This window comes from Bifidobacterium sp. ESL0745, from assembly GCF_029433335.1.
Taxonomy (GTDB): Bacteria; Actinomycetota; Actinomycetes; order Actinomycetales; family Bifidobacteriaceae; genus Bifidobacterium.
Genome location: NZ_JAQTHX010000001.1, coordinates 1158675 through 1182797, shown reverse-complemented (window position 1 = coordinate 1182797; position 24123 = coordinate 1158675). Strand labels below are relative to the sequence as shown.

At 55.7% G+C, this 24123-nt stretch carries 18 protein-coding genes; 14 read left to right on the top strand and 4 right to left on the bottom strand.

Going from position 1 to position 24123, the window contains the following annotated elements; genetic code table 11:
• Positions 1-109: 109 nt before the first annotated feature.
• From PT275_RS04595 to cydC, 5 genes are all read left to right on the top strand, one after another.
• Positions 110-1291: an NAD(P)/FAD-dependent oxidoreductase gene (locus PT275_RS04595; RefSeq protein WP_277152785.1), complete on the top strand. Its 1182-nt coding sequence runs from the start codon at positions 110-112 to the stop codon at positions 1289-1291.
• Positions 1292-1337: 46 nt separating this feature from the next.
• Positions 1338-2807 (top strand): cytochrome ubiquinol oxidase subunit I, encoded by a 1470-nt coding sequence (locus PT275_RS04590; protein WP_277152783.1) that lies wholly within the window; start codon positions 1338-1340, stop codon positions 2805-2807.
• Entirely contained in the window at positions 2804-3877 is a 1074-nt protein-coding gene (gene cydB, locus PT275_RS04585; protein WP_277152780.1) for a cytochrome d ubiquinol oxidase subunit II, read from the top strand. The genes PT275_RS04590 and cydB overlap by 4 nt, the downstream gene beginning before the upstream one ends.
• Positions 3878-4029: 152 nt before the next feature.
• Entirely contained in the window at positions 4030-6072 is a 2043-nt protein-coding gene (locus tag PT275_RS04580) for an ABC transporter ATP-binding protein/permease (RefSeq protein ID WP_277152778.1), read from the top strand.
• Positions 6053-8086: a thiol reductant ABC exporter subunit CydC gene (gene cydC, locus PT275_RS04575; RefSeq protein WP_277152776.1), complete on the top strand. Its 2034-nt coding sequence runs from the start codon at positions 6053-6055 to the stop codon at positions 8084-8086. Before PT275_RS04580 ends, cydC begins: the two co-directional genes overlap by 20 nt.
• 204 nt (positions 8087-8290) lie before the next feature.
• Here cydC and PT275_RS04570 read toward each other — a convergent pair whose 3' ends face one another.
• From PT275_RS04570 to PT275_RS04555, 4 genes are all read right to left on the bottom strand, one after another.
• Complete coding sequence (locus PT275_RS04570) at positions 8291-9262, bottom strand: polyprenyl synthetase family protein (protein WP_277152774.1); 972 nt, start codon at positions 9260-9262, stop codon at positions 8291-8293.
• 134 nt (positions 9263-9396) lie between these two features.
• The gene (locus PT275_RS04565; RefSeq protein ID WP_277152772.1) at positions 9397-10116 is read right to left on the bottom strand and encodes an MgtC/SapB family protein; all 720 of its coding nucleotides are present in this window, start codon (positions 10114-10116) and stop codon (positions 9397-9399) included.
• A gap of 436 nt (positions 10117-10552) precedes the next feature.
• Entirely contained in the window at positions 10553-11323 is a 771-nt protein-coding gene (locus tag PT275_RS04560) for a (S)-acetoin forming diacetyl reductase (RefSeq protein ID WP_277152770.1), read from the bottom strand.
• Between the two features lie 197 nt (positions 11324-11520).
• Positions 11521-12435 (bottom strand): glycosyltransferase family A protein, encoded by a 915-nt coding sequence (locus PT275_RS04555; protein ID WP_277152768.1) that lies wholly within the window; start codon positions 12433-12435, stop codon positions 11521-11523.
• A gap of 56 nt (positions 12436-12491) precedes the next feature.
• Between PT275_RS04555 and PT275_RS04550 the strand changes: the two genes are divergently transcribed.
• From PT275_RS04550 to PT275_RS04510, 9 genes are all read left to right on the top strand, one after another.
• Positions 12492-14084, top strand: a complete 1593-nt coding sequence (locus PT275_RS04550) for an AI-2E family transporter (protein ID WP_277152766.1) — start codon at positions 12492-12494, stop codon at positions 14082-14084.
• A gap of 1 nt (position 14085) precedes the next feature.
• A complete protein-coding gene (locus PT275_RS04545) occupies positions 14086-15309 on the top strand; it encodes a glycosyltransferase family 2 protein (protein ID WP_277152764.1) in 1224 nt (407 codons plus the stop codon).
• Positions 15310-15352: 43 nt separating this feature from the next.
• Positions 15353-16843 (top strand): D-alanyl-D-alanine carboxypeptidase, encoded by a 1491-nt coding sequence (locus PT275_RS04540; protein ID WP_277152761.1) that lies wholly within the window; start codon positions 15353-15355, stop codon positions 16841-16843.
• A gap of 4 nt (positions 16844-16847) precedes the next feature.
• Positions 16848-18092 (top strand): tRNA lysidine(34) synthetase TilS, encoded by a 1245-nt coding sequence (tilS, locus tag PT275_RS04535; RefSeq protein WP_277152759.1) that lies wholly within the window; start codon positions 16848-16850, stop codon positions 18090-18092.
• 1 nt (position 18093) lies between these two features.
• Positions 18094-18657: a hypoxanthine phosphoribosyltransferase gene (gene hpt / locus PT275_RS04530; RefSeq protein WP_277152757.1), complete on the top strand. Its 564-nt coding sequence runs from the start codon at positions 18094-18096 to the stop codon at positions 18655-18657.
• Positions 18654-20798 (top strand): ATP-dependent zinc metalloprotease FtsH, encoded by a 2145-nt coding sequence (gene ftsH / locus PT275_RS04525; RefSeq protein WP_277152755.1) that lies wholly within the window; start codon positions 18654-18656, stop codon positions 20796-20798. The genes hpt and ftsH overlap by 4 nt, the downstream gene beginning before the upstream one ends.
• Positions 20791-21879 (top strand): hypothetical protein, encoded by a 1089-nt coding sequence (locus tag PT275_RS04520; protein ID WP_277152753.1) that lies wholly within the window; start codon positions 20791-20793, stop codon positions 21877-21879. The genes ftsH and PT275_RS04520 overlap by 8 nt, the downstream gene beginning before the upstream one ends.
• Positions 21876-22439 carry a DUF3180 domain-containing protein gene (locus PT275_RS04515; RefSeq protein ID WP_277152751.1) on the top strand — a complete coding sequence of 188 codons (564 nt, stop codon included), beginning with the start codon at positions 21876-21878 and terminating at the stop codon, positions 22437-22439. The genes PT275_RS04520 and PT275_RS04515 overlap by 4 nt, the downstream gene beginning before the upstream one ends.
• Positions 22440-22821: 382 nt before the next feature.
• Complete coding sequence (locus PT275_RS04510; protein ID WP_277152749.1) at positions 22822-24084, top strand: MFS transporter; 1263 nt, start codon at positions 22822-22824, stop codon at positions 24082-24084.
• The last annotated feature ends 39 nt before the right edge of the window (positions 24085-24123 follow it).

Sequence of the window (24123 nt, the reverse complement as noted above, 5' to 3'; positions counted from 1 at the left end):
AATCGTTTTTTGTTCAGCTTGTCATCTATTGTTGAAGGTGTTGGTAATGATGGCTCGAATTGTGAAAAGGCCATTGTTCGTGTTTATGGTATAAGGAAAAGTGGTCGGAATGAAGAGAATTCTCGTTATTGGGGCGGGCTATGGCGGTATGCGCGCTGTCAAGAAACTGGCTGGTGCAGATCTCGACGCAGAGATTGTCCTGGTCAATAAGAATCCATACCACTATCAGACAACCCAGCTACACGAAGTGGCTGCGGGGACGAAGGAACCGTCAGATATTACCTTTGACATTACCCAGGCATTCGCGAATAAGAAAAACGTTCACGTAATCATCGACGAGGTGACCAAAGTCGATCAGGATGCCAAGCAGGTCGAGCTCAAGAACTCCGATCCGATTGGGTACGATTATCTGGTCAACTCCTTGGGTTTCGAATCCGAGACCTTCGGCATCCCCGGAGTCGAGGAAAATGGATGGCCGATCGTTGATATCAACACGGCCCTCGCCGCGCGCAAGCATCTTGAAGATACGCTCAAGCGCTACAAGACCAGCCATGACGAAAACGATTTGCATATCGTGGTCTGCGGCGCTGGCTTCACGTCCATCGAATACTTGGGCGAGCTCGTCCACCGTATGCCAAAAATGGCCAAGGAATACGGGTTCCCGGAGAATCTGGTCAAGGTCGAATGTGTTGAAGCGGGTCCGAAGATCCTGGGTATGTTCAATCAGGATCTGGCGGGTTGGGCCGTCAAATACCTTGAGAAGAAGGGCGTGATTTTCCACGTTTCAACGCCGATCACCGAAGTGATGCCGAATGCCGTTGTCAGCAATGGTACGCAATTCCCCGCGAATACGATTATTTGGACTACCGGTGTGCATGGCAGCCACGTCATCGCGGATTCCGGCTATGACCAGAAGCGTAACCGTGTGGTTGTCGCCGATGATTTGCGTGTCAATGGTCGGCCCGACCAATTCCTTATCGGTGATGTCTCCGGCGTCAACAACCCCGGCAATGGCCGTCTCTTCCCAACCACCGCGCAGATATCGATTGCCCAGGCCGATTGCGCCGCAAACAACATCGTTGCACTGTTGAAAGGTCAGCCTACCGAAAAATTCGTTTTCAAGGCTCTTGGAACCGTCTGCTCGTTAGGACCGACTGCAGGGGTTGCATCGATTGACTTCTTTGGACATTGGAATTTGAAGGGCTGGCTTGCGGCCATCGCCAAAAAGTTTGTTGCAGACCGTGCAGTCTTTGAGTTGACCAATATTCGTACTATGCTGGAAAGCGATTGATTCCGTGCTTTTTTGAGTGGGGAATAGTTGGGAAGAAAGGATAAAAATGACCATATTAGGGTTGTCGCGATTCCAGTTCGCGATGACGACGGTCTTCCATTTCTTCTTCGTCCCGTTGACTATCGGTCTATCGTTTACAGTGGCCGTAATGGAAACGTTATATGTAGCGAAGAGGAAATACATTTATAAACGCATGGCCCAGTTCTGGGGGAAGATTTTCCTTCTAAGCTTCGCCGTCGGTATTGTGACCGGCATCATCCAGGAATTCCAGTTCGGTATGAACTGGTCGAACTACTCGCGTTTCATGGGCGACATTTTCGGTGCGCCGTTGGCCATTGAGGCCCTTCTGGCGTTCTTCATGGAATCCACGTTCGTCGGTGTGTGGATGTTCACATGGAACCGGTTCAAGCCGGGTCTGCATGTGGTCTTCATCTGGCTGACCTGGTTGGGCTCCACCGTTTCCGCCATCTGGATTCTTGCGGCCAACAGCTTCATGCAGAATCCTGTCGGATACGGCATCAACAAGAAAACAGGACATGCTGAGATGACGAATTTCGCCGCGGTCATCGGCAATCCTCAGCTTTGGCGTGAGTTCCCGCACGTGGCCACCGGTGCATTGATGCTCGGCGGCATGGTCGTGGTCGGTATGAGCGCTTTCGGCTTCATGCACAAGAATGCCGATCGGGTATTCTTCACCCGCTCGATCCGCGTCGGCGCCATCATCGCGCTGATCGGCTCCATTCTCGTCATCATCACCGGCGACTTGCAGACCCTTGAGATCATCAAGGATCAGCCGATGAAGTTCGCTGCCACTGAAGGCATCTACGAGGATTTGAAGAGCCCGGCACCATGGATGGTCGTCGGCCTTATCAATGAAGGCGCCCACAAGTCCGCCGGCATTGAGATTCCTGGTATGCTTTCCCTGCTTGCGTTCCACAAGCTTTATGGCGGAACCATTTTGGGTATGAACACCTTGAACGAGCAGTTCAAGGGTGAAGGCGGCAAGATCATCAAGAACGGCATCGCCCATCCTGAGATCTCGGATTACTATGTCCCCACCAACGTGCTGTTCTGGAGTTTCCGCTTCATGGCCGCCGTCGGTTTCGCCGTGTTGATTCTTGCCATTTGCACGCTGTGGTTCACCCGCAAGTCCAAGAACACTTTGGCGGACAGTCGCTGGAAGCTCTGGGTGCTGGGTGTCTGCACCTATCTGCCGTTCATCGGCACCACAGGTGGCTGGCTCATCACCGAGCTTGGCCGCTATCCGTGGATCGTCTACGGCCTGCAGACCATCGCCGATGCCGTCTCCCCGACAGCTACGGTGCCGAGCCTGCTATTCACCAACATCGTGTACTTCCTGCTCTTCTGCCTCATGGGCGGCGTGATGATCTTCTACTCGCGTCGTACGCTTCGTCAAGGTCCGGAGCCGGACCCTGCAGGTACCGAAACTGAGCCGGAACCAAAGGCTGCACACGTCGGTGCCCACGCAGCCAATAGAAAGGTGGCGTTGGCATGACCACGTTTCTTGCTAAACCATTGATTGATGGTGACAATTTCCTGCAATTGCTGTGGTTCTTTGTCATTGCATTGGTCTTCGCCATCTTCCTCTTCCTTGAAGGCATCGATTTCGGTGTCGGCATGGCCACCCGTGTCCTGGCCCACAACGGAGACGAGCGTGCGCTGTATATGCGTGCGGTCGGTCCGCACTGGGACGGCAACGAGGTCTGGCTCATCACTGGTGGCGGCGCGATGTTCGCGTCATTCCCGATGTGGTATGCAAGCCTGTTCTCCGGCTACTATCTGCTGCTGTTCATCGTCCTTGTCGGCCTCATCCTTCGTGGTGTTTCCTTCGAGTTCTCGGTACATGCGCAAACCGACCGCGAGCGCAGCGTATGGCAGTGGGCCAACTTCGCCGGCAGCGTCATCGCGCCGTTCGGCCTGGGCATGATGCTTACCAGCGTCATCCAGGGCGTCCCGATGGATGCGCAGGGTAACGTCCACGCCGGATTCTTCGACGTGGTCAACTGGCTCTCCGTAGTCGGTGGCGTGGCTGTCGTGTTCTTCAGCTTTATCCATGGCGTTCACTTCCTGAGCCTGAAGCTCGACAAGACGACATCCGAAAGAATGCTCAACACCACCAAGAAGGCCTACTGGATCGCCTATCCGGCGCTTGTGGTGTTCGTGATTTTGGCGTTCGTCTTTACTGATTTCTATCAGCGTCGTACCAAGTCCACCCTGCTGATCACCGTGGTCATTCTGGCTGCGACGATCTGTGGCCATATCGCGGCTTACAAGAAGCGCGGAGGTTTCGCCTTCCTTGCTTCCGGCATTACCCTTGCCGGTATCATCGCCTTCATCTTCAACGGGCTTTTCCCGCATGTGATGATCGCCACCGATCCGTCCAAGAGTATGACCGTGGCGGCGGCCTCGTCTTCGCAGTACACGCTGGAGATCATGACCATCGTGCTGTGCTGCCTGCTGCCGATTGTCCTGATTTACTTCAGCTGGTCCTATTACATCCAGCGCAAGCGTTTGATTACGGACAATTCGCCGGAGGCCATCAAGGCGGCTTTGGCCAATAACTGACGGACTGATGTTCGTTCTTTCGATTGAAAGTTAGATCAATGCCCGATGCTCCTGTTCTGCGGCAGTGAATGTGCAACAATATTCATTGGTGTAGCGGGGGTATCGGGTTTTCTTTATGTTTTAGAATTATTCGTTAGTAGTTGGGACTGGTCGTGATCGATAAAAGTCTATTCAGATTCGACGGGGTGCGACAGCGCATGGGGCTTCTTGCGTTGCTTTCCTTGGTGCAGGCGCTGTGCATTGTCGGGCAGGCTCACGGCTTGGCTCGCGGACTGGTGGAAATCTGGAAGCTGCATGCAGTTTCCACATTGGTCGGTCCGGCGATTGAATTTCTTGCTTTTTATGCGTTGCGTCATTTGTGCGATGTGGCCAAGCAACGTATTTCCAGCAAATACGGCAAATACGTAGCCGGTCAGATCCGCCCCCAATTACAGGAAAAGATCTTCCATCTCGGCCCGCAGGCGTTGGCTTCGCGCGGCACCGGTTCGACGGTGACGATGCTGATCGATGGCCTTGACCAGGTCAAAAGCTACATCGAGATTCTTTTGCCAAAGATGACCGACATGATGCTGATTTCGCTGGTCATCCTGATTGCCGTCTGGTGGCAGGACTGGGTCAGCGGTCTGATTCTTCTCTTGATGTACCCGCTGATCATCTTCTTCATGGTCATCCTGGGGCTTGCCGCCCGCGACCGTTCCAACAAGCAGTATGCACAATTCAATATTCTCAATACCAAATTCGTTGACAGCATCCTGGGGCTGCCGACCCTGAAGATGCTCGGCGTCGACAAGGGATACGAAGGCGAGATCTACAGCGTCAGCGAGCGATTCCGCAAACGCACCGTCGACGTGCTCAAGGTGGCCATGACTTCGACTTTCGCGCTGGATTGGTTCACCACACTCGGTATCGCCATCATGGCCGTCTTCCTTGGCCTGAGACTGGTCAACGGCACCATGCCACTGTTCCCGGCCATGTTCGCGCTGATCATGGCTCCTGATTACTTCCTGCCGGTGCGCCAGTTCGGCGACAACTACCATGCCACGCTCGATGGCAAAAACGCTCTGCATGACATCATGAGTTTCATCGACAGCCCGGAGACGCCGCAGGACACCGAAACTAAATGGGACGGTTGGAACGCCGACAGTGAACTCAGGATTGAGGACGTCGACTTCGCATATCCTGCCGGCAGCAAGCCACAGGACGGCAATGATGCCGGAACCGTAGCGAGTCATAACGTAGCTATGAATGCGGTCGAGCAGCAGCGTGAGGGGGAGGACGATACCAAGTCCGAAGGCTCGCACAGTTCCAAGTCCAAGAACCGCCACGGCCGCGCAAGAAAAGTGGCGGCCAACGGGCAAAAGGAAGGCTCAGAATCGACCGTTTCTATTGCTTCGAATATGCCTGTTGATTCCGATGTCAACGATGGCAACCGTGCCAATGGCAGCACCGATACCGATATAGAAGCCGCCATCGTCCCGTCGCCAATCCAATCCGACGCTTTGCATCACGTTTCGATGGACTTCAAAGGCTACAGCAAAATCGCCATCATCGGCAGATCGGGTGCCGGCAAATCGACATTGGTCAATCTGCTTGCCGGATTCAATGCTCCGCATGCCGGTTCCATCGAACTCGACGGCCACAAACTCGACAGTTTCAATGTCGAGGCGTGGCAGCGCCATATCAGCTATATTCCGCAGACCCCGTATATCTTCAGCGGTTCCATCGCCGACAACATCCGTTTCTATATGGGCGACGCCAGTGATGAGGATGTCAAAGCAGCCGTCCATGAAGCCGGTCTTGACGAATGGCTGGCCGAGCTTGTCGACGGGCTCGACACCCAGATAGGGGAGGGCAACCGAGGCATCAGCGGCGGTCAGGCACAGCGCATCGCTCTTGCCCGGGTACTTCTCGACAAATCGCGCGAGGTGCTGCTGTTCGATGAGCCCACCGCACACCTCGATATCGAAACCGAATACGACCTGAAAAAGACGCTGCTGCCAATCATGGAGAACCATCTGGTTATCCTCGCCACGCACCGTCTGCACTGGCTGGCCAATGTCGATCAGGTGCTGGTGCTCGACCAAGGCAAAGTGGTCGAATCGGGAACGCCGAACGACCTTATCGGAGCAAGTGGCCCGCTTGATCACCTCATCAGCGAGATGGGAGGCAACCAGATTGACCAGTACCTTAGCTGAATCGCAAAACAATCTGAACTCGAATCCAGCAGCAAAGGCCACCATGAACCCGACTGATACCAACGATAACGGCAACGCAAAAGCTTCAACCGGTACGAAAACCATGGCTGGTATGAAAGCTGTGAACGACACGGAAGTCTTGCACGACGCGAAAGTTGCGGACAGCCAGAATGACAAAGCGGGCAGCGACGAGAACGAGACCGCTGTGGCCACTGTGTCATCGCCTTTGCCGAAGAGCAAGCCAAAACTGCGCGACTACCTCAGGATCTGGGACAACGACCACTGGTTCTGGCCGTATCTGAAGGAGAACAAGCGCACCCTCACTCTGATCTTCTTCCTGGGCTCGATGACCTTCATCTGCGCCGCGGCCCTGATGTTCACCGCTGGCTATCTCATCAACCGTTCGGCGCGCATGCCATACAACATCCTCATGGTCTACGTGCCGATCGTGCTGACCCGTGCGTTCGGCATAGGCCGACCGGTATTCAAATATGTCGAGCAGCTTAAAAGCCACGACTGGGTGCTTCACGTCATCTCCAAGCTGCGTGTGCAGCTCTATCGCACCCTTTCCAAAGACGCGGCCTTCCTTAACGAGCACGAGCGCACCGGTAGTGTGCTGAGCCTTTTGGCCGACGATCTTGACCACCTCGAGAACTTCTACCTGCGCACCATTTTCCCCACCGTGGTGGCCTATATCCTTTGGATCGTCGTCACCATCGTCATGGGCGTCTTCTCCTGGGTTTCCTCGCTGTTGCTTTTCCTGATGCTGGCGTTGGTCCTGATTCTTATTCCGCTGGTCTCGCTGAGCTTCTCAACCGGCCATTTCGCGCTGGAAAAGCAACAGCAGGCGCAGGAATACACCAAGGTCACCGAAAGCTACCTTGGCCTGAGCGACTGGGTCATCACCCATAAAGACAAGGAATTTGTCTCCATCGGCGCCGACGAATACCGGAGCATTCAGGAGAGCAAGGACCAGCAGAAGACCTTTGAACGCTGGCGCAATTTCGCCATCCAGCTCATTTTCGGTGTCATCGCCATCGGACTGATGGTGGGTGCGGGAATCACGATGACCGGCTCCAAGTCCATCGCCGATTGGTCGGCGTCCATCGTGCTCGCGGTCTTCCCGCTGGTCGATTGCTTCATCAACGTGGCGCAGGCCACTGCCGAGATACCGCTGTACAGCGATTCTCTGGAACACCTGAACGACCTGACCAATCGCGTCGAGGCACGCCAGCAAGAGCCGGTTACCCAGCAAAAGCTCAACGGTCCTGTCGATACCATCGATTTTGACCACGTTACCTTCGCCTATGGTCCTGGCCAGCCCACGCTACTCGACGATTTCACCCTGCATATCAAAGCTGGGCAAAAAGTCGCGTTGCTGGGTCCCAGCGGAGAGGGCAAGACCACCATTCTCCAACTTCTGCTCGGCGATCTGACTCCGCAAAAAGGAAGCATCGCCATCAACGGCATTCCGGTCGCCGCGTTGCAGGACGAACGAGCGCGTATCTTCGGTTACCTCAACCAGCAGGCATTTCTTTTCAACTCCACCATCGCCGAAAACGTGCGTCTGGGCGCACCGGATGCCACCGACGAGGATGTGTGGGCGGCACTTAAGGCCGTGCAGCTTGACGAAACGGTTAATGCGCTTCCCTATGGCATCGACACTTCCGTCGACGAGGCGGGACAGCGCTTCTCCGGCGGGCAACGCCAACGTATCGCCCTCGCGCGTATCGTTTTGAAGGACACCCCGGTGATCCTTTTGGATGAGCCGACCATCGGCCTCGACCCGATCACCGAGCGCGAGCTGATGTCGATGATTTTCTCGGCCGCCGGAAACCGCACGATGCTTTGGGTAACCCACCATCTGCAGGGTCTGGAAGAATCCGACAAAGTCATCTTCCTCGACAACGGCAAGATCGCCATGCAGGGCGCACCGACAGAGCTTTACCGTACCAATGAGCGTTTCCGTGAACTCTATCGCCTCGATATAGGTGAGTTGGAAGCGGCGCGCTGAAACTCCCGGTCTCATAATCAATGACGGAAGCGGAAGCAGTGGGAAATACGAAGTGAGGGATGAATGCGTTTTAGGCACGTTCACCCGCCACTGTTTTAAAATGGTTTGAATGTTGGATATCGTATGTCCGTCCGAAAGCCACCTGATAACGTGAACGATAAATAACGCGAACGATAATGAAACGGAACGAAACGAAAATGGGGCTTACAACGTTGCGATGAACTTATCGATGACATCGACCAGTGCTGTGACGGTGCCGGCGTTGATCGGCGGATAGACCTTATCGGTGATTACGGCTTTGGCGGCTTGAAGGTGTTCGCGTGCCTCGTCTTTGGCGTTGTCGATGAATTGCGGATGTGCTTTGAAATAGTCGAGCACCTTGAGCGGGTCATCGAGTTTGACGATATGTGCAAACGTTGGGTCGGCCTCGATCGCCAGAATGACGGGCAGGGTATAGATGCCGTCGCGAATGTCTTCCAGTTTCGGCTTGCCGGTGTCATGGGCGACGTCAAAATCCTCCACATCATCCAAGATCTGGAAGGCGATGCCTAGATGTTCGCCGAATTCTGCCGCCTGCTCAAGTGTCTGGGTCGAGTAGGAATCAGTGGTCAGCTTGATGCCGGTGGTGGCCGCCAGACGGAACAGCGCCGCTGTCTTGCCGGTGATCGCACGCTCGTAGTATTCCTTGCTGGTGCCGATATTGTGCCGTGCGGACTCCTGCAGCAGGTCGCCGGAGACGATTTCGTTGACGGTATGTGCCTGTTCGGCGATGAATGCCGTGTCAGGGGCGATGGTTGCGGTGATCTCCATATAACGGGAGAGAATGAGGTCGCCCAGGTAGATGGCGGCCTTGTTGCCACGTACTGTCTGGATCGTCGGCTTGTTGCGGCGTACGGAAGCGTTGTCGAGCACGTCGTCATGGACCAGAGTAGCCAGGTGCAGCATTTCGATGGCGGCGGCGCCGGTGACGACCTTATCGCTTGCATGTGCGGGTTTGTCGTTCTGCACGACGTAGGAGAAAAGCAATACCAGTGAGGCACGAATCATCTTGCCATGGTTGTCGAGCAGGTGGCGATAATCTTCGCGATACGGAGTGACATGATCCTCTTCCGAGTGCATCGTTTGCACCACGCGCTTCAAATCATCGCGCAACAGGAGTTCCTGTCGATTTGGCATACCCACCCGACCTCTCGAAAATGTTCAGTAATGAGACGAACGTACCTAATATAGCATGATGGCCGATATTAAATCATGGCGAGATTCCGTAGTCTTCCGCTTTTGGGGCAAGGTTCGTGGTAATTCACCTCACGTCAATCGTTATTATTGATTCTTGTGACAGAGATCACGCCGTCAATGTCGCTCAAGTCGTTGATCAGTTCCTTGCTATCGCGTCCACGCACTTCAAGGTCTGCGGCAACCACATGGCTTTGGCTTCCGGGGTCATCGTTATCCTGATTTTTTGATTTTCTGGTAGAAAAGCCTTCTACGGAAACCCCATGCTGTGCGCAGACGGAAAGGATTGAACGCAGGATGCCGTGGCCATCGCTGTAGCGCAGTCGCAGGATGTCGTCGTCGCTGTAGTCCGGGGCGATGATTCTGGTGAGGAATGGCAGGAGCATGACGGCCATAAAATAGAGAATCGTGCATACCAGTGCCGGCACAAAAAGCCCGGCACCGCAAGCTGAACCGATAGCCGCAGTCATCCAGATGGAGGCGGCTGTGGTGAGTCCTCGCACGTGCGAGCGTTGCGTGAAGACGACACCGGCGCCGATAAAGCCGATGCCAGAGACAATCTGTGCGGCCACACGTGCCACATCCACTCTGACATTGGGCGAAGCCGTGAGCATGTCGATAAAACCGTATTTGCTGATGATGACGAACAGGGCCGATCCGACACCCACCAAGGCATGGGTGCGTGTGCCTGCATCCTTGTGCTTGGCCTGACGTTCAAGGCCGATGGCGGTTGACAGAACCAGCGCCTCGAAAAGATAAAGGGCCTGCCAGCCCCACATCGTCAGTTGCGTTCCCATGAGTTTCTGCGTTCCTTCTTTATTACATATTGCCGTTGCCGAAGACTGTTTTATTCTGGTCAACGGCAGCGAACAAACGGCATTATTCAAGAGACATCTTCGTGCCTGTTCGAACACCCTTACGTCTCAGCGTAATAGCGTTGCCGGTCTTGCGACATCCGTCAAATTCCTGGCAGATTATTCCGCCAAATAGGTTATACATTGTAGCACGACGGGCCGGAATTGCGGATGTTCGGCATTGCCTTGCAAATAAAAGGTTCTTTACTCTATCAAGAAGGTCAGCGGCCAAGAAAATCGCTGAATGCCATCTGATAAATCACGGCCACTGCCGGCAGTGTTCAACGATGAACACCAACAGTAAAAAACGATGTGGATGCCGTGCAATCAAGTCGACATCCACATCGTTACGATTGATTTTCAGTTGGGAAAACCCGAATCACTGGAACTGCATGCCGCCGTCGACCAGCAGCGTCTGGCCGGTGACATAGTCGGAATCGGGTCCGGCGAGGAAGGAGACCGCCGCAGCGACGTCTTCAGGCTCGGAAAGGCGGCCGAGAGCGATGTCCTTGGAGAAGGTGGACATGCCCCACTCATCGCTCTTGCCGGCGTTCTTGCCGACATTGTGGGCGATATCCATCATCATCGGGGTCTTGACGATGCCAGGCGCATAGGCGTTGGCGGTGATTCCTTCGGCGGCCAGATCGCGAGCTGCGACCTGGGTGATGCCGCGGATGGCGAACTTGGTGGAGGAATACAGCATCAGGTTCGGGTTGCCGACCACACCGGCCTGGCTGGTGGCGTTGATAATCTTGCCCTTGGTCTTGTTCTCGCGGAACTTGCGCACCGCGGCCTGAATACCCCAGATGGTGCCAGCCACGTTGACATGGACGACCTTATCGAACAGCTCCGGGGTGATGGATTCGATTGGGGTGGTGGGTCCGAGACCTGCGTTGTTGACGATTACATCGAAGCCGCCGAGTTTGTCGGCCACGGTGTTGACGGCATCGGAGAACGCCTTCTGGTCGGAAACGTCGAGTCCAATGGCGACAGCTTTGCCGCCCGCTTTCTCGATGTCATCGGCCACTTCCTGGGCTTTGGTCTCGTTGAGATCAGCCACAGCCACGGCGAAGCCGTCATTGGCCAGTCGTTTGGCGATTGCCTCGCCGATGCCTTGGGCCGCACCAGTTACCATTGCGACTTTTGTCATGATGAGCTCTTTTCTTTGAGCGATTAATATTGTGACAAAAGTCATTATATTATGATTTCGCGATAAACTCGCATCAAAGGTCGTTAGCGTTCACGGAATTGCGGTTCGCAAACTTTTAGAACACAATGTTTTGCATAAAGGGAAAGAGCCATGAAGCAAGTCCATAAACGGCCGTCATTCTGAAAGCCTGCAACGAATCAGTGCTCGCCGATTGATCTGTTTTTAGTTCTTCTGCCGCCGCGGTTGCGGCTCGCGGTGTTCATGCTGTGCTGTTCCCTGCTCCAGATGCGTTCGGCCGGATTGACATCACGGTGGCTCAAATATTTCTGGTAGACGGGGTAGAAGGCCCGCAGCGCGGGATAGAGCGCATAAAGCGTGCGCTCGGTATCGTGAACCCTGGAATGGTTTGGGTGGGCATCAAAGGTGTTCTGGAAACGCTGCATGTACTTGCGAAACGAAGAGAACGACGTATCCATACGACGGGCGGAAACCCCGGTGATCATATGCTCGCAATAGACGGTTTTGAGTCCCTGGTCGAGCAGATGCAGGGAGATGTCGATGTCCTCGTGCATGATGTCCTGCTTGTCGCGGCACACCTTGTCTTTGATCTTCTCCCAAGCGCTGGCGCGCACCGCCATGTTGGAGCCGAAGAGCAGCACCTTGTCGTTGTCGGCGCGATAGGTGACCTTGCGTACCTTGTTGTCGCCTTCAAGTCCCAATCGTTTGGCGGGCATATCGTAATAGACGGCCGGTCCGGTGGCGCCCATGGCATTGGGATCATTATCGAAGATGTCGGTGACGACTTCGACCCAGTCCGGTTTGAGCATGCAGTCCGCGTCGATACGGCCGAACACGTCGCCTTTGGCCACTGAAAAGCCGAAATTGCGGGTGGGGATAAGCCCCTGCTCTTTGTCCTGATGGACCAATTTCACCATGGAATCAGGATGATTGGCAATGAATCGTTCGACCAGTTCGCAGGTTCGATCGTTCGACCTGTTGTCGACGATGATGACCTCGTAGGGTGCAACGGATTGACAGACGGCATTCGCCAGGCAGCTGACGATACGATCCTGTTCGTTGTACGCAGGTATCACAATAGAAACATTGACCATGATATACGAGGATATGCCTAGTTGCCTACACATGGGGCGAGGTAGGATTGGAAATCATGAAGGAACGTGGGCAGGAAGACGGCAACAACGAGAGCCAGAAGATAGATTTCGCATCGGTGTTTCCCCAGAAGGGCGATTCGAGAAGACCGCCGGATTGGTGGGGGCGGGCGCTGCTGTACACCGCCATAGCCGTTTTTGTCTGCATTTTCATCTTCAGGTCGTGGAGCAAGGTCTCCTTCATCGTCCTTGACGTCATCATTTCCATTTTCGTCGCGTTGGCGATGGAGCCGCTGGTCGTGCGCCTGGTGCGACATGGATGGAAGCGCGGGGCCGCATCCGCCGCCACCCTGGTCGGATTGGTCGTCGTCGTGCTTGCCTTGCTTGGGTTGTTCGGCAACATGTTTGTCCAACAGTTGATTTCGATGATCAAGGGCATTCCCGACCTCTACGCGCAGGCGCAGCATCTTGTCGCGCAATACACCGACTTCAAGCTTCCCGAAATATCCAACTTGGGCAGCGAAATCGCCAAGAACCTACAGACCTCCTGGGTCACCGATTTCGCCGGTCAGGCGCTGAGCACCACTATGGGGCTCGTAAGCGCCATCATCAACATCCTGACCATCGTCATGGTTACGTATTACGTTTCTGCCGCCGGCCCCAAAATGCGCAGGAGCCTGTGCCAATGGCTTGGTCCGAGCGCGCAACGCCGTTTTCTGCTGGCTTGGACCATCGTGCAGGACCAGATCTCCGGCTTCCTGTTCTCGCGTACGATTCTTGCCGCGTTCAATGCTTTCTTCACTTCGATATTCCTCATGATCATCAAGGTGCCCAACTGGTTGCCGTTGGCGTTGTTCTGCGGCATCGTCTCGCAGTTCGTCCCGACGATCGGCACGTATATCGGCGGTGCGCTTCCGGTCATCTTCGCTTGGAGCTCGCGCGGTTTCCTCTATGGGGTGGCCGTGGTTGTCTTCATCGTCATCTATCAGCAGATCGAAAACCTCATCATCTCGCCGAAGGTTTCCCAGCGCACGATGGACCTGAATCCGGCCATCGCCTTCCTTTCTGTATTGGTGCTTGGTGCCGTCTTCGGGGCTCTCGGAGCTTTCCTCGCCCTGCCGATCACTGCAAGCCTGCAGGCGCTCTTCAAGGTGTACACCAAGAGGTACGAGCTGGTCGACTCGCCGCTGATGAGTGATCCGGTGCCGGTCAAGAAATCCAAGGTCGTCGCCGGGGCCGAGGCGTTCAACGAGCATGTGGTGCAGCCTGTGGCGCAGCACATGCCCCGCGCCGCCAAAGGCTCAAGCGCAAGGGTCCCCACAGATGACGAGCTGCGCAACCTGCGCGATGAGTTCTACCGGATGTCCTCCGATTCGAATGTAGTCTCCACGGGCCATGACCTCGATGAATCAGCGACCATCGCCATTCCCAAAGGGGTGCTGGATGGCACCGCGCCGCAACGAAGTGGGCTGAAAGGCAGCGAGGAGAACGATTCCGACGCGCTGCAACCGAAGCAGGAGAATGTCGGGAAAGGTCATGCTGCCAACGGCCGGGAATCCGGAACCGGACTCAAGGGCGGAACCCAAGGTAAAGTGGACCGTGATAGAACGGCCGACGGGGCAAGTGATAACCCAAGGAGCAGGTGGCACTGAAATGGTATTGCTCAACATCCTTGACATCCTGATGTTCATTCTGGGTGCGGTGAGCCTTGGATATCAGGCGGTCTGCATCGTCGCTTCGCTTTTTCACCACCACATCACGTTTCCGGCGGCGCCGATGGACAAGCGGTATGCGGTTCTCATCTCGGCGCGCAACGAGGAAACCGTCGTGCCGAATCTCATCAATTCGATTCGCGCGCAGACCTACCCCTCAAAACTTGTCGACATCTGGCTGGTGGCCGACAACTGCACCGACAAAACCGCCGAAGTGGTGCGGAACATGGGTTGCAACGTCGTCGAGCGGCACAATACGCAGCAGATCGGCAAGGGGTACGCATTGACCTATCTGCTTGACGCGATGAGGGAAAGGGAAGTCGCCGACGACTACGACGCCTTCTTCGTCTTCGACGCCGACAACCGGCTTGACAAGCACTATATCGAGGAAATGAACAAGGCTTTCCAATCCGGTTTCAAGATTCTCACGAGCTACCGCAACTCCACCAACCTTTCCGACAACTGGGTCTCTTCGGGTTCGGCCCTGTGGTTCATCCGCGAATCCCGCTTCCTCAACAACTCGCGTATGCTTTTCGGCTCCAGCTGCCATGTCGGCGGCACCGGCTTCATGTTCTCCCGCGAGGTGATGCAACGCAACAAGGGCTGGAAATTCCATCTTTTGACCGAAGACCTCGAATTCACGATGGATTCCGTCCTGCACGGCGACCGCATCGGCTATTGTGGCACCGCCATCCTCTATGACGAGCAGCCTGATACGTTCGGCCAGAGTTGGCGACAACGACTTCGTTGGAGCAAAGGCTTTTTGCAGGTCTTCCGGTATTATGGCCCTCAGCTGATCAAGCGAGCCATCAAGGAACGCGATTTTTCCGCAGTCGATTTCACGATGCTGATTTGTCCCTTCACGGTGCTGGGTGCCTTGCGTGTGGTGTTTGGTATCTTGTTCGCGGCCTTCGGCTTCGTTTCGTGGGCGAGCCAGCTCAACTCACTGTTGAGTTGGCTGGTCGGTGGTGTGCTCGGCTTGCTTGGTATGATGGTGCTTGCCGCGCTCACGATTTTTGCCGAACGTGACCAGGTCGGTGCCACCAACAAGGAACTGCTGGCCTATGTGTTGAGCTTCCCGATCTATATGGCCAGCTATATTCCGATTTCCTTCCAGGCCATCTTCTCGAAGGCCCAGTGGAAACCCATTGAGCATAAGGGCTAGGTTTGGGTCAGGTCCGGGTTTGTACAGGTTGTGAGGAGCGGTTGTGAGTACAGCGAAAATCCATTCCGGTCATGGGGCGCACGCGCGCCGGCTCAAGCATATCGAGCGCGATAGAGCTTGGCGCATCGCTATTTCGGCGCTGGTGACATTGCTGTTGGCTGCCGGCTACATTGTTGCCGATGTCAACGGCCTGGTGCCGGGGCCGTTGACAGTTGCCCCCGTCGCAAAAACAGGGTCGGTGCTTTCCGGTTCCGTCCGTGATGCGAAAGCCATCGCCGGGCCGGCCGAACTCAGTAAGCCAATCGACAAAAACGCAGTGAACGCGATCATCGACGCCTTCGCCGCGACCCCCGGAGTAGGCGGCGACTTCTCATTGGCCATCGCGGACGCGGACGGCAAGATCGTCGATTCCCGCAATCCGGACACACCCCGCGAGCCGGCCTCGACCATGAAGACTCTCACCGCTCTTGCCTCTTCGTCGACGCTGGATATGGGATCGACCTTCCACACCGACGCGTTGCTGGAGCCTTTGCCCGCCGCCACAAAAACCGGTCAGAGCACCGAGGCCACGTTGACGCTCAAATCCGATGGCGACATGTTGCTAGGTACCGGGGCAAACGACCCCAACCACATCAACGGCCGTGCCGGTCTTGCCACACTTGCCGACCAAACCGTCGCCACACTTAAAAAGCAGAACATCGGCCAGGTTCATCTGCAATATGACGACACGCTTTTCGGGGCGGTTCGGTCTCCGGCGAATGTCGCTTCCCACAACGAAGGCAACACCAATTTCACCGGTGTCGCCTCCATGGCCATAGACGGCGGGCGGCAATGGAAAGGTACGGCGCACGACCCCGATCAGTACACCGCCTATCCCGAGATGTCGGTGACGCCGGCGCATGATGCAGCGGTCGTTTTTGCCTCGCTGCTGGGGCAACGGGGCATCGCCGTCAACGCTGACGTCTCCGCCAAAGAAGCCTCAGGTGGTGTCAAGCGCATCGCAACGGTCGAGTCCGCCACGTTGAACGAAGTCATGGCCTTCACCCTGCGCCATTCCGACAACACCCTGATCGAAGAGTTCGGAAGGCTCCTGGCGTTGAAAACGGGTGCTGGCAACAGTCCGGAAGGGGCCACCAAAGCCGTCAAAAACGAGCTTGACAAGCTTGGTGTCGAGACGACGAATCTGCACATGGCTGATTGCTCCGGGCTTTCCGAAGGGTCGGCGCTTGAGGTAAAGACGCTTGTGGAGATCCAGACCCATAATCTGCATTCCGGTCCGGGAGCTGCGGCTGGAGAAGGCTTGTCGGTTCCCGGCTTTGTGGGTACGGCAAAAAGCCGTCTGAAAGACCCAAGCGCGGCCGGTCTGTTGCGCGTCAAAACCGGTTCCTTGGACGAAGTCACCTCGATGGCCGGCAATGTCTCACGCAAGAACGGTGGCGTGCTTGCCTTCGCTGTGGTAGTCAACAAGCCGCAGGACTACTGGGCAGCGAGAAAAGCCATTGATACGCTGATCTCGGCACTGGCGGGGCTCTGAGACGATGGCATATTCGGCGACCATCAAGCAGGCGATTGGCGACGTGCGCAACGCACTTGCCCGTTCCGGACTTGAACGGCAAAGTTCACGTTTTGCCGAACACGGTCGGCATCGCCCCGACGATGATGCGCCCACGGTTCTGGTGGCGTGTTCGGGCGGACGAGATTCGATGGCGCTCGCAGCGGTGAGTCACATCGTCTGTGGGATGTTGGGGCTTCATTGCGGTGCGGTTATTGTCGACCACCGGCTTCAGCCTGGTTCCGACCAAGTCGTGCAGGAAGCAGCAAACCGTTGCAAGAATTTGGGATTGGACCCCGTTCTGGTACGCACGATTAGCGTTGAAGGCCGCGAAAACGGACGAAGCGAAGAGGAAGTGGCACGAGAAGCGCGTTATGCGGCGTTGGCCCAAACCGCCCGCGGCATCGCTGACTGTGTGGTGTTGCTGGCGCATACCCGCGATGATCAGGCCGAAACCGTGATCATGGACCTGATGCGTTCGGGCGGTATCGATGCGCTCGCGGGCATGCCTTCCGATTTTGAAAGGGAAGGTGTCCGGTTCACTCGTCCATTCCTTGATATTACGCGCGGGCAGACCACCCGTATCTGCCAGGAGCTTTCGATCGAATGGTGGGATGATCCGACGAACGGGGATTCGGTACCGGCAAACGAACTGTTGCCTCAAGGCTACCCGCTCCGTTCGCGGGTGCGGCACACGCTGATGCCATATCTATCGTCGTTTTTTGGCGGCGATTTTTCGGCGCATCTCGCTAAGGCTTCGGCCACTGCCCGCACCGACAAGGATTTTCTGGAAGAGACAAGCGAAAACCTGTATCGTGCAGTCGTTTCCTGGAACGGCGATGTTGCCTCTTCACTTTTAGCTGATCGAATCGGTGATAGTACTGCACCCGTGCAGACAAACGCTTCATCAAACATAAACGATTTACAAATATCCAAATCAAGCAATCCGGTTGTAGCTGATACGAGCGGTGATCTCGATAATACGACTGCTATAGAAAGCGGGGAAGTGGCGGTTTTGCAAGTAAAACCGCTGGCTGTTGCCCATCCGGCGATTCGCCGCAGAGTCATCGCTCGGGTGCTCGCACAGCTAGGAATAGCGTTCAATTCCGGGCACGTTCTGTCCATCGATGCACTAGTCACGTGTTGGCACGGTCAGGGTGCGCTCTCACTTCCCAGCGGATATTCAGTCAATAGGCAGAAACACGTCATTCGCGTGTGTAAAAATGGATGATATGCAAATTGCGGATGTACAAGATCAGATCGACCATGAATTGGTGTCAAAAGCACAAATCGAACGCAAGATCAAAGAAGTGGCGGCGCAAGTGAGCAAGGATTATGCAGGCAAGGATCTCTTGCTGGTCGCCGTACTCAAGGGGGCTGTCAACACACTTGCGGCATTTTCACAGGCTTTGAGCATCAATGTGCAGATGGATTTCATGAGCCTGTCCAGTTATGGCGAAGGGCTCGAAAGCAGCGGGAAAATCACCGTCCGTCAAGATCTTTCCTGCGATGTCAAAGGGCGTAATGTCCTGATTGTCGAGGACATCATCGATTCCGGCTATACGCTTGACTGGCTTGTCCGTGAGCTCAAGGGCCGGGGGGCGGCAAGCGTCGAGGTGTTTGCGCTGCTCGAGAAACCATCCCGCCGTGAGGTCGATGTGCCCTTGAAATATAAAGGCTACGAAGTTCCCGATGAATTCGTTGTCGGCTTCGGCCTTGACTATAAGGAACATTTCCGCAATCTTGATTCCATCGCAGTTCTGAAGCCGTCCGTCTATCAAGGAGAAGCAGCATGAGCTATCCTCAGAATCCTCGTAATCCCATGGGGCCGATGGGCAACCCGAACGGATCCAACAACAATAACAACAATCCTTTCAACCCGTTCAATCGGGGCAACAATTCCAACAACGGCAACAATGGTAACAACCGCCATAACAACAACAAGGGTGATAGCAACCCCAATGAGAAGCGGCCGTTCTGGCAATCGCCGGTTCTCTGGATTGTGGTGTTGGTTTTGCTGGTATTTGCCGGATTCCAGCTGTTCAGTTCGACGGGGACGCAGACCATTGATACGAAGAACGGTATGGAGCTCATCCAACAGGGCGAGGCCAACCGTATCCAGATCATCGACAACAAGCAGATGGTGAAGCTGAAGCTTGACCAGGACTTCAACAAGGTCGATCCCAACACAAAGTCCAACCACAATTACGGCCGCGACGTGCAGTTTTACTACACGCTTGCCGAAGGGCCGGAAGTACTCAAGGCCGTCAAGAAGGCCGATCCGAAGAATGGCTGGACCTCAGACATGCAGTCCGATTCGGTGTGGGGCTATCTGATTTCCACGCTGTTGCCCTTTATCATCCTTCTGGTGCTCTGCTGGTGGCTGTTCAGTCGGATGAGCGGTGGCATGAACGGCATGCTCGGCATGGGTGGCAAGAAGGACAACGGCAAGCTTCTGGACGGGCAGACCCCGACCACCAAGTTCTCCGACGTGGCCGGCGAGGAAGCCGCCGTGGCCGAAGTCGAGGAGATCAAGGACTTTTTGAAGGATCCTTCCAAATACAAGGCGCTCGGTGCCCGGATTCCGCGCGGCGTGCTGCTTTATGGCCCTCCTGGAACCGGTAAGACGCTGCTCGCGCGAGCCGTCGCAGGCGAGGCGGGCGTACCGTTCTACTCCATGGCAGGTTCCGACTTCGTCGAGATGTTCGTCGGTCTTGGTGCCTCCCGTGTACGTGACCTCTTCGACGAGGCCAAGAAGAACGCGCCGGCCATCATCTTCATCGATGAGATCGACGCCGTCGGCCGCAAGCGTGGCTCCGGCATGAGCGGCGGACACGACGAGCGCGAGCAGACCCTGAACCAGCTGCTGGTCGAGATGGATGGTTTCGACAACGACACCAACCTCATCATCATTGCCGCCACCAACCGCCCTGACGTTTTGGACGAGGCGCTGTTGCGTCCCGGTCGTTTCGACCGTCAGGTGGCCGTCGAGGCCCCGGACCTGGAAGGCCGCGAGGAAATCCTCAAGGTGCACGCCAAAGGCAAGCCGTTCGTCCCCGATGTCGATTTGCACACCGTGGCCGTGCGGACGCCTGGCTTCACTGGTGCCGACCTGGCCAATGTGCTGAACGAGGCTGCATTGCTCTGCGCCCGTGTGGGAGCCCAACTGATCGACAACCGCGCCATCGACGAGGCCATCGACCGTGTCCAGTCCGGTCCGAAGCGCCAGTCGCGCGGCATGGCCCTCGACGAGATGCGCAACACCGCCTACCACGAGGGCGGCCACGCGCTGGTCGCCGCCGCACTGCACAATACCGACCCGGTGACCAAGGTGACGATTCTGCCGCGAGGCCGTGCCTTGGGCTATACCGCTGTGATGCCCACGCAGGACCGCTACTCCCAGTCCCGTAACGAGCTCTTGGATCAGATGGCCTATGCCATGGGCGGCCGCACCGCCGAAGAGGTCGTTTTCCATGACCCGACCACCGGCGCTTCCAACGACATCGAGAAGGCCACGCAGATCGCCCGTAAGATGGTCATCGAATTCGGCCTGTCCTCCAAGCTCGGAGCCGTCAAGTGGGGTGATTCCGAGCATGGTGAGGATTCCGCCAACAACTTCATCCATGATTACTCCGAGCGTACGCAGGACATCATCGACGAAGAGGTTCACGGCATGATCGAGACCGCACACACCGAGGCCTGGCAGATCATCACCGACAACCGCGATGTGCTCGATGAGCTGGTGCGTCAGCTCTTGGTCAAGGAAACCCTGAACGAAAAGGAGCTGAAGGTCATCTTCGCCAATCTGAAGAAGGCCCCGGAACGCAAGCTTTGGCTTTCCGATGCGGCTCGGCCGGATTCCGACATCCCGCCGGTGCCGATTCCCGAATCGCTCAAGCGCTCGGTCGGCATGAAGCCGGAAGAATCCAGTGAGTGACATGTCGAATCCATTGATCGACGATTCGCAAGAGTCGAGGGGCGTGACAGCTGATGGCACGCCCCTCGGCGTCCAAGCACGGCTTTCGCTCTCCTACGATGAGACTTTGAGCGAGGATGTCGCGTCCGGGGCCGAGGTCTGGCAGCGGGTGCTCCAAGCCATCAAAGGCGGCAGGGTGCATGCCGAGGTCACGCTTTATCTCGATGACGGGCTTAATGTTGAGGCCGGCAACCGGAAAAATGCTGAAACCGGTAACGGCTACGGAACCGAAGTCGCCGAAAGCGTTATCGTAGGCGCTCTCAGGTTTGCTGATGTCCCGGTCGGCCTTGGCCCGACAGCCGATGACGGTGGAAAAGATAATGCAAACGGGGAAGCGGGCGGCAGCGCCGCTCCCACGAAGGCTTCGTTGGCCGGTGCGGCGATTGCCGATCGGCAACGCAGGAATGAAGCCGATAGGAAGCGGGTCGAAGAGCAGGACGCCACCGACGACGTCTATGCCGTCCCTCGTCGTGCCATCATCGCCATGCGCAGCAAGATGGACGACGCCGAGAAGCGTTTCCGTTCTGTGATCGTCTCGTTGGATGCGGTGCCGGGCAACCAGGTCGAGGGCATTTCGCCGTTGTATCACGTCATGGGCGTCGACAGCTCCGATGCAAGCGCTGCTGTCATCCAGCTGACTACCAAACTGAAGCCGCAGGCCATCGTTGCTTTGCTTGATTCCCTAACTGCCTCACATGAAGGTGCCATCACGTTGCGATTGGTCGATGTCGAAGGCGAGACGATGGGCCTGCAGAACGTAACTCAAGGTGTGGCTGACAATACTGTTGATGATGCTGTTGGAAATGCTGCAGACAATGGCACGAATCAAGGCGCTGAAAATATCGTGGGAAACATCGCCCGTGCGATGGAATTGCCGTTGGCGGAAGCCAAGACGCAGGCCGAAATCCTCGCCCCGTGGCTTGACATGGATCCCGATGCGCGGCTTGATGGGGATCCGGTCTCATTCCTCTTGGCGATGGCGCCGGATGCCGCCCGCGTCGGCAAGGTCGATGACCGCTGGATACTGGGGGAGACGCGATGAGTGCACGACGGACCCCCTGGTGGTATTACGTAATAGCGGCGCTGATCGGCCTGCTTTTCGGGGCGATGCTGTTCAAATCCGATGAGATGAGCGGTCTCTCCCTGATCGGCGCCCCGTGGTTCGTTTCGTTCGTGCTGGTGCTCCTCGGTGTCGTTGTTCTGGCCTTGGCGCTGCAGGTGCATCAATACGCCACCACCGACCCCGCCAAACGCAAAAGCTGGATCGACCCGACCAAAGCCGTGTATACGTTGGTGCTTTGCAAAGCATTGGGCATCGCCGGAGCAGGACTTGCCGGCTGGTATCTGGCGCAATTGCTGCTGTGCCTGACCCATTGGGGCGTTCCCTATTATCAAAGTGTGATTATCCAATGCGTGGTGACTACGCTCATCTGCATCGCCGATATGGTCGTTGGCATTGTCGGCGAATGGCTCTGCCAGTTGCCGCCTGACGAAGGTGCGGAAAATCCGAAGATCAAAGCCGCCAAACGTCGTGAACGCCAACGCAAGCTCGCTGCCGGATCGATGGGCAAGAACAACGCGAACTTCGAGGATTTGTCGTAGTCGATTTTCGATTGTGATATTTCGGATGTACGCTGTGGATAACAACGAAATTGCAGGTGTTGACGGTATCCAATCGATTTTGCTCGCTTTGGGCTTTGCACGAAAGCTTCTCGAAAGTGTCGGTGGCTTCACTTATCCCGTTGACTCTGATCTTATGCTTCCGCAATATTAAAATTTGATTACGAATGTGGTCAAAATCCCAGAATCTTTGAATCGACGTTGTAACGTTATCTTCATACCGTTGGGCACGAGAAGAGAGAACCGAAAATAATCAGTAGTTAAAGAAGAATTATCTTCTGCCAATCCTGTTGTTTTCGACGTTTTTTGTTTTATGGCATTGCGGTAGATAACAAATTGCTATGTTGATTTCGAAGGAGGGTGTATGACAGAATCTAAAGGTACAGGATCTTCTAGCACTCAAAAGGTGAAAACCGGTTCAAAGGGCGCGGGAGTCATGCTGATTGCGGCATTGATGACTGGCTATTCCGTGGTCTATATGGATAAGAGCATGATTTCGGCGGCGATTATCCCGATTTCTTCCCAGTTCCATCTGGACACCGGTCAGACTGGCCTTATTATGTCCATGTTCTTCCTTGCCTATTCGATTATGCAGATTCCCTGTGGTTGGTTGGCCGACAGGTTCGGCGCCAAACGGGTCCTGATGGCCTCCATGATCATCATCGCGATCTTCTCGTATCTCTTTGGCATTGTCAGTGGTCTTGCGCTCTTTATCGTCATCCGTTTTGGCGCCGGTCTCGGACATGGCGGCTACCCGCCGAGCTGTTCCAAGGCGATCGCCGAAAACTTCCCTCAGGAAAGGCGTACGTTCGTCCAATCGCTGATTCTTTCCACCAGCGGCATCGGAGGCATCCTCGCCTATACGCTGGGAGCCCAGCTCATCAATCACAATTGGCGCATCGCCTACGCCGTGCTGGGTAGCCTCTATCTCGTGGCATTCCTGCTGATTTGGATTTTCGTTTCGGATGGTAAAAAAGACGACAAGCCCGCGCAGGCCGCTGTCCAGACTCAGGCCGAGGCCGACGACAAGCCGAAATTCAGCACGGTGATTACGAACCGCAACGTCATCGTCCTGTTCATCGCGATGTTCCTGATCAACATCGTTTTGTATGGCAATATGTCCTGGATGCCTTCCTACATCACCAAGACCTTCCACCTCACGGTCGGACAGGCTGGATACATCTTGGCATTCAACTCGATATTTGGCACTGTAGCAACGATTTTCTCAGGGAAACTCCTTTCCAAGTTCTTCCTGCATAAGGAGCGTCCGGCCACCATCGGATCGGTTCTGATTGTGGCAGCGCTGATTGTCGCATTCGTGCTTTCCAAGAATCTTGTGGTTTCCATCATTCTGATGATTTTCCTTAGCATGTTCAGCACGCTGGTGTTCACCAGTATTTTCACCTGGCCCCATAAGATCATGGATGCCCGCGTCATCGGCTCCGCCATCGGCATTGTCAACACGGGCGGCACGCTTGGAGGTTTTGTGGCCCCAATGACCATTGGCTACTTGGTGAAGCTGGCCGGTGGCTCCTTCACTCCGGCGTTCTTCTTCCTTGCCGCTATGGCGGCCTGCGTCGCGGTCACGGTGCTTTTCGTCAAAATTCCAAAGCAGAAGAAGGATTGAGCTATTGCGCCCCATCTTTGGGATTTGATTTTCGAGGGT